Origin of the sequence: Legionella genomosp. 1 (assembly GCF_900640215.1) — a bacterium.
Lineage (GTDB): Bacteria > Pseudomonadota > Gammaproteobacteria > Legionellales > Legionellaceae > Legionella_C > Legionella_C quinlivanii_A.
Genome location: NZ_CAAAJH010000004.1, coordinates 16,242 through 30,752 on the forward strand (window position 1 = coordinate 16,242; position 14,511 = coordinate 30,752).

The following is a 14,511-nucleotide window of genomic DNA, read 5'->3' on the forward strand; positions in this document are numbered from 1 at the left end:
GCAGGCAGTACAAATAAACAAGCATCGTGTACCAGATGGTCATTACCCACTCCCGACTTTTGTTTTTCAAAATTTTTCAAATATTGAATCGCTTTTTTTCGGTTTCAAAAGCAATTGTCAATTTAATGGCATTTTCATAAGCGGATTCGCTACGCTCCTTCGCGGTATAGTAAGGAGTTTCCGTCAAGACTGCCTGATAAGTAATTGCCAATAAACTGGTGAAACTTTCATAATCAGCTTTCGTCAGTACTACCCCATGCTCTCTGAATGTTTTTTCAACCGTTTCATAAGGGAAGTGAATCGGGATTGATGCCTGTCTGGATGCAAGCAGTAGCTCGTCAATACGCATGTATGACTCCAAAAAGTCCATGATTTTTTATAGCTCACATACTGAGGCTTGTCCATTGCATAAGTGCTGCGGATTGTCCGCAGTACTCATCAATTGATATCCAGGGCTCATTCCGCATAAGTGTACAAAGTCTCCAGCATTCTTTCAGGATGGCTGAGGATAATTTTTTTAATGCCCAAGGAAGCTGCTTTTTCTGCGATCCGCTGGCTAATCACCAGGAAAGGCTTTTGTTGTAGCCAGGGGTGTGCATCCATGCCTAGCATTTTGAATAGGTTATGCATGGACTGCTCGCTTGTCAGCAATATTATGTCGACTAAATCATCACGCCATAAAGCCTTCATAAATTGCTCATCCATTTGTGGCATTACTCGTCGATACACAGGCACACTGAATAAATTCGCTCCCTTTTGCAATAGGCTTTCTTCAATCAACGTCCTGCCTTCTTCGCCCTTAAATAATAATATGGTTTGATCTTTTAAGGTTTGTAATGACTTAAGCGCCAGTAAATGCTCACTGTCCGGTACAGTGGGAATCGCATTTACCTGTATATTGAATTCCTCTAACGTTCTGGCTGTGCCGTGGCCAACGGCTATTACATTAATATCAGACGGCCAGCGCAGTTGTTTTTCCCTCAAATGCTGCATACTGATCTGGGCGGCATTTGGGCTGACAAAAATAGCATGCTGTACTTGTTCCAAACCAGGTAAGGAACTGAGCCAGGCAGTATCACAAGCCTCGATTTCCAGGGTGGGGCATTCAACAGCAATACCTCCTGCTGCTTCAATTTCTTTGCTTAAGGTTTGTGCCTGCTTGCGTGGTCGAGTATTTAAAATGCGTAAGCCCTGTAATGATTGTTTCATAAATAGCCGTATGGAGTTGATGTTATTGCCTTTGGGGTAACAGGAACAGGCATGGTTTTGAGTATAGTTTGTTATTTTAGCGATATCCATAAAGCTAATAATTCCTCTTGGCAAAGAAACTTGAAATAAGAACGATTATCATTAACATGATGATAACAAAAACAAACAGACTGTATTTTTTTTGCCTAAGCGGACAATCTCTTCTATCTCTGGGAATTGCCACCAACCACCAACTAGCGGGTAAAACGCTGAATTTTATCTACCAGAATGTGTATAAGGCCTCGAAGAAAATCCACAACAGTTTGGCACTACCTGTTAACTCCCTGGCAAATTGCTTTGAAAAAGCGTTTGAAAAACATTTTCCGGATCCAAGACAAAAAATCTTTGTCACCTTCGGTTCTGGCAAATTGAGTACAGAAATCGTGAAGAAAATTCTAAAGCACGAGCCCAAAAAACTCTATATCGTCTCCAGAAACCCCGGCAGGGTTTGCGGCTTTTTACGGGGCGCAGCTCATCATATTGGTATTATCGATGAAATTGTCGAAAATTTTCCCCATGTTGATGCCTGTTTTACAGCGACTAATGTGAGCGAGACCATTATTAATTCTTCCCATTTAGATATGTTTGACAAAGATAAGAATATTTTCATTTCTGACTCATCCTTGCCTCCCGCAGTGTGTTCAACGGTTAGAAAATATGAAAATATTACTTATTATGATATTGATGACCTGGCTGCCCTTTCAGAACAAAAATGTAACCTTTTGAGTAAAGCAATAGAAGTAGAGCTTGATTTGTTCATTGAAACATCGATCTTTCAACTCTGTAAAGAATTAGATACAAAATTCATGCAAAAAGTAATTCAAATGGAAAGAGCCCATTTAAAAGAATATATTGAACATGTTCAAACCTGTTTACCAAAAGACAGCGATGATAAAAAGTTATCAATAGTTATAAAAGATCTCTCTGGTGTATTACTCCACATGGGCACATTACTGTTAAAAGAGTCTTGCAAAAACCATGATTCGACTATGCTTCAGGAAGTGCATTCACTCATTGACAAGCACGACAGGATAATCAGGAACACGATACAGTAAGGGCAATAATGTTCCCTCAAATGAATCAGGATTGTTTTGCATATTCAGCATTTATATTTTCGCGTTCCGTTTTAAGAAGAGAATTCAGGCGAAGCCACAACAGCAGAGACGCTACAATAAAGCCACTACTAAATCCAATACAGAGTCCAATAATTCCACCCTTCAAGACAAAGCCAGTCAAATAGGAACAGAGGTTTGAAATAAACCATAAACAAAAGAGACCAATTTTCATCGGATAAGCCGATTGCCCCAAGCCCCTTAATACCCCGGAAAAAAGGCTGCGTAAACCATCAAAGTAGAGAATAAACCAGCGTATAGCGGTAATGGTGAGTATTAAATTTAGCAAATAACAATTTTTCACTAAATTAACATCGAAATATAATGAAATAAGAGGCTTATAAGCAATGGCAAATAACACGCCCAACCCAACAAAAAGCATGGAATGCAATTTAACAGCAGCGAGACAATCCTGTTTGATAGTGTGAACCTGATTTTCCTGATAATTAATACTGGTGAATACTGAGAGAGTTTGTGAGAGTCCCAGGAAAATCATAATCAGTAAGAGTCCGAACTGGATTGATACCTGAGAAGCAGCCAGAGCATCGGTGCCCAAATAGCCTATCATCATCGTATTGACGAATATTGCCGCTAGTTCTCCACCAAATTGAACGCCAATGGGAGCACCCAGTTTGTAAAAACAGATGAGAGAACCCAGAGTTAACTGGTTAAAGTGTTTAAATAACTTTAACCGCTTAAAATCGGGGCTCACCATGAAATAAGCATACATTAATAAACAAACGATGCTTTGCGCATAAAAAGCCGAAGCTGGAATGCCAGCGATTCCCAGTTTGGGAAGCCCCATATGCCCTAAAATTAATCCATAGGATAAAATACAAACCAGCAGCAGTCGAAGCAAAGAGAAATAAAAACTTACTTTTGGTTTTTTGAGGCCAATACAAAACTGTGAGTTCACCATTCCGAGATTAATGGAGAAAATGGCAAGTGCGGCATAATGAAAATACGGTACAGTCAGTTGAGTCAGTTTCCCTGGCTGGCCAGCCAGTTCCAACAGGTTGCTGCCAAACCACATAATGACCGCAATCGGCAGGCTAAATAGAATAATAGCGACAATCGATGACTGAAAGACTCTGGCATGAGACGAATCCTGGCCACTCTCGGCTTTTGCTACTTCCATGCCGGTAAGGATAGAGGTTGCATAAGTACAGGTACTGGTGATAGTTAGTAGAATAATATACAGCGATGTTGAAATATTGACTGCCGCTATTTCTTTTATTCCCAATTTGGCTACTAAAATAACCCCGATAATGTTTCCCAGAATATTAACAAGATTATTGGCACTGACCGGGAGGGAAAAAAGAGCAATTTTTTTTATTCTATGATCCATAAGTATCTGCGGTAAAAGGAAATTATATTAGCAAACCCGCAGACCAAAATCAGAACTTAGCCATTAAAAATGGTGTTTGCCATAAATTCAATAATCCAGGATTCTTTATTTTCCGGGGTGTGCTTACCTCTTTTTCCATGAGACCTGGTCAGAGCCGTTTTTTTGCGGCTCTTGTAATAGTCAGTATTATCCATTTTCTGGTTTCTCGAAAATCCGTTGCTCATAAATACCTCGTAGATAAAGATGGCATTATTTCATCCACTTGCTTTACTTAAGTATAGAATTGATTTTCTAGAACGGCCGGGTGACAACCAGAATAACGATCAAAATTAAAAATAGAGTCGGTATTTCATTAAAAATTCTGAAAAAACGGGTAGATTGTTTATTTTTATCGTCACGGAACCGTTTTAAATAAATTCCGCAATGAATATGATATCCCCATAGAAGGATAACCAAAAACAGTTTGAGCCACATCCAGACGGCGCTTGAATAGTATTGCCAGTTCATTGAAATTAAACCAATGCCCAGAATAGTGGTCACAATTGCAGCAGGATAAGTGATTGCATAAAACAGCCGGTATTCCATCACCTTGAAGCGCTCGATACTCACTTTATCGCGGGCCTCATTGTGATAGATAAACAACCTGGGCAAGTAGAATAATCCAGCAAACCAGGCGACCATGGCAATGATATGAAAAGCTTTGAGCCACAAAAATAACATCTTTAATCCCTCTTCTTGATAAAATACCCATGATTCAAAATTTATAAAGTCCTAAACACTTCATCTGCCGCATTCAGGGTTTTGGCAATCTCTTCTTCCCCGTGACAACAGGATACAAATCCTGCTTCATACATAGAAGGTGCAAGATAAACGCCTGATTCCAACATACCATGATAAAATGTTTTAAATCGTGATTCATTGCTTTTCTGTACCTGCTTGAAATTACGGACTTCAGGTTCTTCGGTAAAGAAGAATCCAAACATTCCTCCCTCATAGTCAGCAATCAGAGGAATGTTCCTGGCTTGAGCCCGCTCAATCAAGCCATTTACCAGTGCCTTTGTGCGTTCAGCGAGTGACTCGTATACCTGCATCAGGGTAATAAATCGGCCTAACAGCCGCTGTTTGATGATATCAGCTTGAGCCAATGCAAGCTTTGATTGTCTTGTAGCAATTCTTATTGTTTTTTTCTTAGTAACCAAAATTTGAATACGTAACTCCCAGGTACGTCATCCTGAACGCAGTGAAGGATCTCCTGAATTTAGCTCAGTTCTAAGCAGTTTGAGATCCTTCGCTACGCTCAGGATGACGTACCTGGAGAGTTACGGATATCTTTTTTACCTATTAATAATAAAAAGGTTTTTGTTTAAGAAGGAATGAGGACTGGGAATTTATATAGCTCCAAACAAAATGCGAATGCCAGGAGTATCATTCCCAGGCTTTTCAAAAATTAGGAGCGTACTCTCCTGTCTGACTATTTCACTCATCAATGATGTCTTTTGGCTTCCATTTCCTCGAATAAATCGATGTGCATTTGAAAAAAATCATCGCTAATTTGCAATAGCTTTTGCTCTTCTTCTTTAGATAGACTGAGGTTATTCACTTCTTCCCCCAGATTTCTAGCCTGTCTTGATGCGCTTTTATAAAACCTGGCGCTAAGAGGATACTCCTCGCCAAATGCTTTCTGGTTTAAACGGCCCAGTGCCTACCCACCATAACAATCGGCTAAACTCCTAACTGCCAGATAAGTGAGTAAATGCATTGGGTCGACCTGCTCTACAGCGCTGGCCATAGCCTTGGTTGCTGGAAATATGTAATCTACAGGCAATAAATTGTGCTGCTCTTCATCAGAAACATAGTTAATCATTTCGGAAATGTCTTGCTCAACCAAACAGGATCGATTAAGCCAGGGCTCCTTACAAAAAATATCGAGATAATTCACTGTGCCCTGTTTAGTCAGCTCTTCCAATCGAGTTTCCATCGCTTTATAAAGTGGAATGTACTGAATAAACTAATTAACTATATCGGTTTTTTCTGGTAAATCATCTTCTTTTTTAAACAACATCCTGAGCATAAACGGCGTATTCGATGCTAACTCATGCTTTGGATTAATATGTAAGCGATTTACGAGACTATCAGCTGCCATCATAATGTATCTCCTTATTCCCTATTGCTCCTTAACAGCTCTTTCTGAATTGGAATTAATCTTTATGTTAATACTAGACCATAAATATCTTTTTGAGAGAGCCATGGTTGACTTTGTTGTTTTACATAAAATATTCTAGTATTTAAAAATCAATTGCTTAAGTTTAATTAATTCTACGTAACACCGAGGTACGTCATCCTGAGCGTAGCGAAGGATCTCAAACTGCTTGGAACTGAGCCAGATTCAGGAGATCCTTCACTGCGTTCAGGATGACGTTGAGACGATTTGAATTGAATTAAAATCGAACTTATCCAAAACCTGGGGAGTTATAATTCTACAATCTCTCATTTGATTCGCATTCATCTGGATTTTTAATCAAAGTTCCGTACATAATTTAGTTTTTTATTTTCAACAAGCTAAGATAGGATGGCCCATGAAGAAAGGGGTATTACTGACAAATTTAGGCACTCCCGCATCCGATAGCATCTCTGATGTCAGGCGATATTTGCGAGAATTCCTTCACGATAAACGCGTTATTGACCTGCCTGCCGTTTTAAGAACCATTTTAGTGGAGTGCTTCATCCTCCCTTTTCGGCCCAAAAAATCAGCGCACGCCTATCAATCCATATGGGGAGAGGATGGATCTCCCTTGTTGCGCATTAGTGAGAGGATCGCCCAGAAATTGCAGCAAAAACTGGGCGAAGACTATGTTGTTTCCTTAGGTATGCGTTATGGGAGCCCTAGTCTTAAAACAGCATTAGATCCTTTAAAAGACTTGCGGGAAATAACAATTATCCCATTATTTCCTGAATACTCTTCTGCGGCAACAGGCAGTGCGATTGAAGCAGCCCTCAATCACATCATGTCCTGGCAGATTATACCGGAGTTAACCGTTATCAGGGATTTTTATCAGTACAATGAATTTATTGAAGCCTATGCGGATCAAATACGGAAAACCCCGGCAAGCTATTATCTATTTAGCTATCATGGTCTGCCTGAGCGCCAGCTGATTAAGGGCGGTTGCACGGAAATCTGTAACCCCGTCTGCAAGCCTGTTAATAAAGAGAATCATTTCTGTTATCGCGCTCAATGCTATGAAACAACCCGATTGATTACAGAAAAACTGGGGCTTAACGAATCCCAGTATACGCAAAGCTTTCAATCCCGTCTTGGTAAAACGCCCTGGATTAGACCTTATACCGATGAAATGCTAACCAGACTTGCCAGTGATGGCATTACTGATCTGGCTATTGTTTGTCCTTCGTTTGTTGCAGATTGTCTGGAAACCCTGGAGGAAATCGGAATACAAGCGCAAAGGCAATGGCATCAACTAACTGGGCAGCAGTTGAAAGTAATCCCCTGTATTAACGATCATGACCAATTCATCGATTTACTGGTGAATCTTTCCAGGTAATATTAGGCATGTTCAAGTTAAAAAGAAACCACCTTGAAAACCAGCGTTTTCCTGGCGGTTTTGGCAAAGGAAAATTATCATCCTCGCATTTTAGGACAGGATACATTTTGCAGGCTACCAGTCCTTTCCACTGCCTGGTGGAAGAATGAATGTCGATCAGGCTTAATTATTTTAGTGGATTGACTGCACGAGGGTAGTAGTCTTTCCAGAATTGCTGGTGCATAGGGTCCCAAGACATCTCTTGCCATTTTTTTGGGACAACCCAGCATATTTTTTGCAATGCTTTGATTAAGCAATCGCTCTCTTAAATTATCAATTAAACAGGCACCAGTAATTGTGCCTAATTGTTTAGGCAGCATTACTACATAATCAAGGCAGGGTTTATCCTCGCCTTTTTCTTTATATAGCGCATCAAAATACTGCCCTTCTATCAGATCTTCTTTAGGCCCCTCAGCGACTGCAAAGAGTACCTGTGTTTTATTAAAAGCCAAATTCCAGCGAGAAATAATTTGATGCATTCCAGTCAATTGAAGTTCCGCTGCCTGCTTTAGATACCCTTCATTTACAGAACTGATTTGCCTTGCATATCGAGTCTGTAAGCAACTTATCTCACTCATGCAAGCAGATAAGCGAGCCTTATCGGCAACGAGTATTAATTGCTCAATTGCTGCCTGATGAGGTTTAATGTAGTAGGGATCCCCGGAGCTGAGCTCAGTCAGTAATTCAACTAAATTCAATAAGTCAAGCTCATCTTGACTTGTCCTGATATGATGAGTACATATCGATCGAAGAACACAGTCTAATATCACTGAATTATGGGACAGTGATTTCAAGATATTATAGGTTGGTTTTAGTGCTTCAGTCTCAGCAGAGTCCTGAATATGCAAACTATGATCATTTCGTTTACTCCATAATTCCAAAAGGCCGTTGTGATAAGTGATAACGTGATCAATATTTGTCAAGGGTTGAGAAAGGGATGTACGTCTGTGGTAATCCAGGAAGTTTTTTCCCATTTTACGAGTGGTGGATAAGATGGATTCGTCAGTTGCTTTAGAATGGATGGAGAGATTTAAATTTTTGGGTTTAGCGCTTAAAAAGATACCCCCGACATTGAGTAGACAAACTAAGGTTTAAGTGAATGAGCTTATTTATTTCAGAGAGTGAACGCATAGTAATCTCCTGTAGATTTGAATTGGCATCAATCTTACACTACCATAAAAATATACCCCATGCAAAAAATTTAATCATACTACAAATATCTTGATCACACTCAAAGCTTGGATCCTGTGCCTAAACTCACAGCCGCTCCTTTTTAGATCAATAAATATTCAATGATGTTGTAATCCCGAAGAGGAAATTGAATATCTAATATTTTTAAAATATGTGGAACTCACAAATTCTTTTCCCTTATTGGTTCGAGCATTGCCTGTAAACTAGTGTTTAACAGGTTTTTGTTCACCAGAGCGAAATAGCGAAGGTAACCGTGCTTTCGTAAAAGCAATCTCCTAACAAATTAATCAATTTGACCAATTGTTGCTCAATAATATATAATGCATTCTTACATTACGACAGCCGAACGTAAATGGATTGTCTGTATAAGAATCTTTGCTGTGGCATCCACAGAGCAATTTGGGGGTGCAAAACAAGTTTACACAGAGCTTCTTTGTCAATTTTCTCGTAGGGAGGGATTAAATGTTTGAAATACAATTCACTGATAATTACGAAAAAGAAATTCACATAAAAGGAGATACAGATCTTGTAAGGCAGTTATACAATATTCTTGATAAAGAGACACAGATATTTGGCTATACTGAAAGTTGTCGTTCAAACCCACCCAATATCAGGGAACACGCCGAATTTGATATTGGTTTATGGAACTTAAAGGGGCCCGTTGGCCGCTCTTCCGTAGCCCAATTGTTTTTGAATTTCATTGAAACTAACAAAATTAAAATAGATGAACGCACCAGCTATATACTTCATTTCTGGATCTTTGAATTAGAAATGATAAACCAGGGGAAAAGCTACCGTTCAAAATATCCCATAACAAGTCGCGAGCTAATCTCTCCAAAGCAACTTAATTTGGTCCTGGATAAATGCAAAGAAAATGATAGTGAGCCTTTATTCCAGGATTTACTCAATTTATTCGAAAATTCCAAACGTAGGGAACAGGTTGGAAAAACAGGCCAGCCCCTTTCCCCTTATGAATGGGAAACCGACTCCTTTGCAGCCTCTAAAGAAGCTCGGGCAAAATATAATAGAACATCCTATACGCAAGACCAGGGAAGCAATTTATTTTTTAAACTACCTGTTACCGGCAATCCTTCTTTACCTAAATCAATATCTCCGATGAATTTTAAGACCCTAAATGATTTTAATTAGCAGTAGCCTGGTTGACGCCTTGCGGCAAGCAGGTTTTCTTGAAAGCTATATTTTTCTAAATTATATGACGAACTACGCACTCCGCTAAATAAAGAACTACAAATGGTACAATAATATTGGCGTGACCCGATTAAAGCTGTCCCCATATCCTTGTGCAAGACTCGCGACAACCCCATTACTTTACAGGCTTTAGATACATTGCCTAATTCTTCGGCTAAATTAAACAATCCAACTTTATGTTTAATTATTTTAACGTTATTATCTATCATGAGAGTTTTCCTCTTGTTTGATTAAAAGTTCGCACTTCTATCAAAACCGGAAACTCTCACCTTTTCAAGTGCTTGTGTCAGATTAAGTCAAAACTAATTCATATTATCCAAATACCCTGCCACAACTTGATGCTATCATTTTTGAATAAATGTATTAGTGCTAACTGATTCACTATCATTTTCGAGGCTGTTTTTTATAAGCTGCTCATCTTTTAGACTAATATCATGTTTAATATTATATTTTTCTGCTTTTTCTCCAATTTCTCTTTTGTATTTTTCCCATTCGTCAGGTTTGAACATTGTATTTCCTGAATTAAAGAGAGAGTGTTTTTTTTTCATAATAACCTCATTCATTACCTAATGACGGCTTACATTGACATTGATGAAGCTGGGCGAATTATCTCTTCTACCTTCAGCTGCATTTCCGGATCTTCAAACTCCACTGTTATACCCAAGGACTCTAGTTCAGAGAGATACGAATAATCCAGTTCTTGAACCCCTGGAGGATATAAATGATCACTATCCAGTGCTTTAGGATCGATGTTCTTTTTTCCATAAATTTCAGCCATAGCATCAGCATCGTAAATTATAGCCTTTTTAGTGCTTAAATTCAGTTGCATTGCTTGAATTGGCTGCTCTCCCCGAGGTACATTGGTGTTAAAAACAGACAATTCGGCATTAGTATCTTTACATGTTGTAACTATATTTTTCAATATGTCTTTAGAAACGGCCTTATGAGCACTAATTAAATATTCTGAGCCAACAAATCGCCCTATTTCTTGTCCACGTTTAAATGCTCTTCCAACAGAAACATCTACGGGTACAGAAACACATGCAATATGTAATGAGCCCCCATTCTGAGTACCCATTCTCAATCTATTTGCTGATGGATATACACCATCGATTACTAAATGATGCCCTTGATTTCTGTTTAACTGCTCCTGAACTCTCTTATTCGCCAGGTCAGAAATAAAACTCGCTTCAAAGGTATTCAAGTCTGAGTGAACTGTTATATCATCACCCAATCCTGGAGCAGTAGAGACAATTTCTCTATAATTGTCTGTATTAATTTTAACAGTATCATCCCAATCTAAATCAAATTGCTCTTTTGCTTGCATTTCCATTGCTGCAACAATTGTGCCTTTACCGCATGCTGGTGCGCCCGCCAGCATGAAGGTACGACGCTCCTCCCCTGTATGGATACTTAATCTCCTGAGTGGTTCATTACTGCCAGGATATTTAACCAAGCCTTTATCTACAACACTTTTCAATTTATCATCAACATATTTCTTTGCAGTATCTCGTGCGATTTGCATGTAGAATTTGTCATTGACAATTTTTTCTGTAAGAGCGAGAGCTATATCATCCACATTAGCTGCAGTGACCGCTGTAGAGGGATCGTAAATTTTTTTACCGGCTAAATCGTATATCGTTTCATCCGGCTTATATACACCTGAAATAAGTCTGTTTTTTATTATCTCGAAGGTATTGAGAGCGTCAGCCTCTGCTCCCCCTTTGGATATTATTTCTTTTTTTCGGCTTACATCTTTCGTAGCTCCATCTATTTCACCTATAATTTTTAATGATTTCCATTTTGCTTCTTTTAGAATCAAATCTTCCATTTGTTTTATAACGGGCTTTTTAGGCGTCATGTGATGGCGATACATGTCCTGAACAAGCGAACTAAGATCATCTTCTTTCATTTGAACTTCTGTCGCCAAAGCAGCTACTGTTTCGAATAAAATCAAACGCTCCAAAGGAAATGCAATAAGCTTCCCTACGCCCCATTCGTCTGCTCCAATAGCCGCTACAAGTTCAGCTATCTCTGTCTCACCTCTTTTTGCATTTCTGAGCATAGTAAACGTAGTAGTGGCCTCCAGACTATCTTCATCATAGGTCCCAAGACGTATATTTTCCAAGAACTTGATGATATCCGGTGGCCGAATATCCCATCCCGTTTTTTCTGGCACAATAGCCTCCCCGGGTTAGCTTAGCGCATATTAATTATTAGTATAATTTTAGACCAATAATTTAATCTTTGTTTTAAATGAATGAAACTCTAAATGACAGTGGTTCACAAGCGCCGAACTGTTCACTAAAAAATCAGGTTAATTTATGAAAAATGGTCTAGGCAGTATAAGAATGCAGGTGTTTATTATCGTGCAGGGCGTAAACCTGGATGGCAAAATGCAGTTTATTGTCTTCAGAATCAGAGTCGGTACATGATCCATCTTGCAGGTTTAACAAGTTTGGCGCAGCAGGGCAAATCGCATTACCTACAGTTTGCAGCAAATTCCATTTGGATAAACATTCAAGCAAAAACGATTTTGCCAAAGTGGTTTAAGAATTTTCCAGAATTAGTTGTTTCGGATAAACTAATACCAAATTGGGAAATCATTAAAACATCCAAGTTAAATACTCAAGATAATAATGACTTAACTACTGTAGAAGTAGACGGAATTAAGTTAAAAGCAAGCAATCAAGAGTTAGCTGCATTCGAGGTCCTGGAGGCTGTACCTTCTACTTTGTCATTTGAGCATGCAGCAGAACTTTTTCAAGGATTAGTAAACTTAAGTCCAAGAAAAGTAGAACATATTTTAAAAAGAAGTGGATCTATTCAAACGAACCGACTTTTTTTATTTTTTGGTCATTTCTATAAGCATCCATGGACCGGACGGATAAATGAGTCTTTAATTAATCTTGGTGCAGGTAAGCGTCAAATAGTCTCTGATGGAAAATTAGAAAAACAATATCAAATCACCGTTCCAGAACAATTTATAAGTAGCGATTAAAATATGAATAAACAGTCACCATATTATAAGCAGGTTTTGTTGCTCATTCGTTTAATTCCTCTCGTCGAAAAGGAAACTTGTTTTGCTTTAAAGGGAGGTACTGCTATTAATTTATTTGTGCGAGATTTCCCGAGGTTATCTGTGGATATAGATCTAGCGTATTTACCTCTAGAGCCACGTGAGATTGCTGGCTTAATTAGTATTATTTGGTTTATATTTTTATGTACAATTAAACTATAGGTGGAAGTATATTAACAAATGTAAACTAATTACTTTTTTAAAGTTATTATGTAGGGTGCATGACTTTCGATGAGACTTCATAATGAGTTTTTAAATTTGAAGCATATGCTGCCATGCTTCAATAATCATAACCATGGCCAATGTATCTAATTCGCAGTATCTCAATAAAGCGCTTCTAAGTTCTTCTCGTTAAGAATTACTCATATTGGTGAACTGTAACTTTGCATAAGCTATTGTGCGGACCACCTTCTTTTAAGTCTTTACTATCAAATAAAAGTTGAGCATCTTCATCAGAGATATCTTTATTAATTGGTGGTAAGATCTTTTCAAGTGAACATCTCAGAGCTGCGGCTGAACGTGTTTAGACACGTTTTGGTCACAGTAGCTTGGTTTTTGGGTCACAAACTAGAGCTAAGTGCTTGATTTTAAGTGGCGCGCTCGGAGGGACTCGAACCCCCGACACCTTGGTTCGAAGCCCTGTAATTGAAAACTAACTTATTGAATTTATTATATAATTAAATGTCGCCACCCACTACAATTGCAGTACAGTGCATAACAGCACTGTACTGATCCCCACAAAATCCCCACAGTCAAAAATTCGTAGTAATTATTGGCTGTAGGCAATTCATTTAATTTTTTGACTAATAAAATCCATAATTATCTTCACTGATTCGTTAATAGAATGTTCAGTGGTGTCTAATACCATTGATTTTGATTGCCATGGTTCATAGTCTCGATTTAATACGTCAACCCACTTAGGTAGCTTATGTCCTAGTATATCGGCTTTTCTGGTTTCAATTCGGCGTTGATGCTCTTTGGTATTGGAACAAACTAGCTCGATTTCAATGAAAGGTTTGCTTGCATCCATCGCAATTTGTCGCCAATCATTGCGTGTAATTGCAATGGGATTCACCGAATCAGCAACGACAGGAAGTCCTAATTTTAGGTTATCTAGTGCAAGCGCATAACAGACCATGTAGCCCTCTGGCCCAACTAAATGATCTGAGCTAGAGAATTTTTTCAGTACTTGCTCAACTGTGTCAATTCGTAGATAAACTGCATTTAATTGTTTAGCAATTTGTTTTGAAAGTGTTGTTTTCCCTGTTCCTGGAAGTCCACCAAAAATAATTAGCATACATAGGCCTAATTGTTAAAATGAAGCTATTAATGAATCGGCGAGCACAGTTCGATTAATGTGCCATTAGGACAACGAATATAAGAAACAGTTTGTCCCCATGGTTTTTGTATGGGTTCTTCTATCGATTCAGCCCCTAATTCAATGGCTTTTTTATGTGCATCTACTACAGATTCAGTAACTAATGCGATTTCCATTCCTAAGGGTTTAGGTGATGAGTCAGCTGCTACATAGCCTTTTGTAATATTTTTTGCTCCTAAATCATGAGATGCAAATGCCAAAATTGTTTCACCAGTTTCTAACTCACCATAGCCAGATTCATGATAAAAACGTGTTTTGAAACCAAAGGCTTTTTCAAAAAACGTTAAAGATTCCTTTACATCGGTAATGTAGATTATCGTATAACCAAATTTCATGTATATCCTTTTTTA

The 14,511-nt window shown here is 38.6% G+C and carries 17 protein-coding genes and 2 pseudogenes; 5 read left to right on the plus strand and 14 right to left on the minus strand.

Going from position 1 to position 14,511, the window contains the following annotated elements:
• Window positions 1-76: 76 nt before the first annotated feature.
• Entirely contained in the window at window positions 77-349 is a 273-nt protein-coding gene (locus E1O89_RS05130; protein ID WP_133139240.1) for a hypothetical protein, read from the minus strand.
• Window positions 350-456: 107 nt separating this feature from the next.
• Complete coding sequence (locus tag E1O89_RS05135; protein ID WP_133139241.1) at window positions 457-1,209, minus strand: uroporphyrinogen-III synthase; 753 nt, start codon at window positions 1,207-1,209, stop codon at window positions 457-459.
• Window positions 1,210-1,355: 146 nt separating this feature from the next.
• Between E1O89_RS05135 and E1O89_RS05140 the strand changes: the two genes are divergently transcribed.
• On the plus strand, window positions 1,356-2,303 hold the full coding sequence (locus E1O89_RS05140) for a hypothetical protein (protein WP_133139242.1): 948 nt from the start codon (window positions 1,356-1,358) through the stop codon (window positions 2,301-2,303).
• Between the two features lie 25 nt (window positions 2,304-2,328).
• Here E1O89_RS05140 and E1O89_RS05145 read toward each other — a convergent pair whose 3' ends face one another.
• The 6 genes from E1O89_RS05145 to E1O89_RS15395 form a co-directional block, all read right to left on the minus strand.
• Window positions 2,329-3,708: an MATE family efflux transporter gene (locus E1O89_RS05145; RefSeq protein ID WP_133139243.1), complete on the minus strand. Its 1,380-nt coding sequence runs from the start codon at window positions 3,706-3,708 to the stop codon at window positions 2,329-2,331.
• 56 nt (window positions 3,709-3,764) lie between these two features.
• The gene (locus E1O89_RS15390; RefSeq protein WP_165483068.1) at window positions 3,765-3,932 is read right to left on the minus strand and encodes a hypothetical protein; all 168 of its coding nucleotides are present in this window, start codon (window positions 3,930-3,932) and stop codon (window positions 3,765-3,767) included.
• 67 nt (window positions 3,933-3,999) lie between these two features.
• Complete coding sequence (hemJ, locus tag E1O89_RS05150) at window positions 4,000-4,428, minus strand: protoporphyrinogen oxidase HemJ (protein ID WP_112219253.1); 429 nt, start codon at window positions 4,426-4,428, stop codon at window positions 4,000-4,002.
• Window positions 4,429-4,469: 41 nt separating this feature from the next.
• Window positions 4,470-4,907 (minus strand): hypothetical protein, encoded by a 438-nt coding sequence (locus E1O89_RS05155; RefSeq protein WP_133139244.1) that lies wholly within the window; start codon window positions 4,905-4,907, stop codon window positions 4,470-4,472.
• Between the two features lie 503 nt (window positions 4,908-5,410).
• Window positions 5,411-5,686, minus strand: a complete 276-nt coding sequence (locus tag E1O89_RS05160) for a hypothetical protein (protein ID WP_133139245.1) — start codon at window positions 5,684-5,686, stop codon at window positions 5,411-5,413.
• A gap of 30 nt (window positions 5,687-5,716) precedes the next feature.
• Window positions 5,717-5,854: a hypothetical protein gene (locus E1O89_RS15395; protein WP_165483069.1), complete on the minus strand. Its 138-nt coding sequence runs from the start codon at window positions 5,852-5,854 to the stop codon at window positions 5,717-5,719.
• A gap of 430 nt (window positions 5,855-6,284) precedes the next feature.
• Here E1O89_RS15395 and hemH point away from each other — a divergent pair, with 430 nt between their 5' ends.
• Window positions 6,285-7,265 (plus strand): ferrochelatase, encoded by a 981-nt coding sequence (gene hemH / locus E1O89_RS05165; RefSeq protein WP_133139246.1) that lies wholly within the window; start codon window positions 6,285-6,287, stop codon window positions 7,263-7,265.
• A 77-nt stretch (window positions 7,266-7,342) separates the two neighbouring features.
• Here the strand turns inward: hemH and E1O89_RS05170 are convergent, their stop codons facing one another.
• Window positions 7,343-8,002 carry a hypothetical protein gene (locus tag E1O89_RS05170; RefSeq protein ID WP_133139247.1) on the minus strand — a complete coding sequence of 220 codons (660 nt, stop codon included), beginning with the start codon at window positions 8,000-8,002 and terminating at the stop codon, window positions 7,343-7,345.
• 955 nt (window positions 8,003-8,957) lie between these two features.
• On the opposite strand from E1O89_RS05170, the gene E1O89_RS05175 reads away from it, so the two are divergent.
• On the plus strand, window positions 8,958-9,644 hold the full coding sequence (locus E1O89_RS05175; protein WP_133139248.1) for a hypothetical protein: 687 nt from the start codon (window positions 8,958-8,960) through the stop codon (window positions 9,642-9,644).
• Window positions 9,645-9,805: 161 nt separating this feature from the next.
• Here E1O89_RS05175 and E1O89_RS05180 read toward each other — a convergent pair.
• The 3 genes and pseudogenes from E1O89_RS05180 to E1O89_RS05190 form a co-directional block, all read right to left on the minus strand.
• A pseudogene (locus tag E1O89_RS05180) lies at window positions 9,806-9,913 on the minus strand (helix-turn-helix domain-containing protein); the annotation flags it as partial.
• 135 nt (window positions 9,914-10,048) lie between these two features.
• A complete protein-coding gene (locus E1O89_RS05185) occupies window positions 10,049-10,252 on the minus strand; it encodes a hypothetical protein (protein ID WP_133139249.1) in 204 nt (67 codons plus the stop codon).
• A 29-nt stretch (window positions 10,253-10,281) separates the two neighbouring features.
• Complete coding sequence (locus E1O89_RS05190; RefSeq protein ID WP_133139250.1) at window positions 10,282-11,883, minus strand: zeta toxin family protein; 1,602 nt, start codon at window positions 11,881-11,883, stop codon at window positions 10,282-10,284.
• Between the two features lie 141 nt (window positions 11,884-12,024).
• Here E1O89_RS05190 and E1O89_RS05195 point away from each other — a divergent pair, with 141 nt between their 5' ends.
• Window positions 12,025-12,705, plus strand: a complete 681-nt coding sequence (locus tag E1O89_RS05195; protein ID WP_262337440.1) for a type IV toxin-antitoxin system AbiEi family antitoxin — start codon at window positions 12,025-12,027, stop codon at window positions 12,703-12,705.
• A gap of 3 nt (window positions 12,706-12,708) precedes the next feature.
• Window positions 12,709-12,894, plus strand: a pseudogene (locus tag E1O89_RS05200) (nucleotidyl transferase AbiEii/AbiGii toxin family protein); the annotation flags it as partial.
• A gap of 676 nt (window positions 12,895-13,570) precedes the next feature.
• On the opposite strand, the gene E1O89_RS05210 reads toward E1O89_RS05200, so the two are convergent.
• Together E1O89_RS05210 and E1O89_RS05215 are read right to left on the minus strand one after the other, a co-directional pair.
• A complete protein-coding gene (locus E1O89_RS05210; RefSeq protein WP_133139252.1) occupies window positions 13,571-14,080 on the minus strand; it encodes an AAA family ATPase in 510 nt (169 codons plus the stop codon).
• A gap of 29 nt (window positions 14,081-14,109) precedes the next feature.
• Complete coding sequence (locus E1O89_RS05215) at window positions 14,110-14,496, minus strand: VOC family protein (protein WP_133139253.1); 387 nt, start codon at window positions 14,494-14,496, stop codon at window positions 14,110-14,112.
• Window positions 14,497-14,511 lie beyond the last annotated feature (15 nt).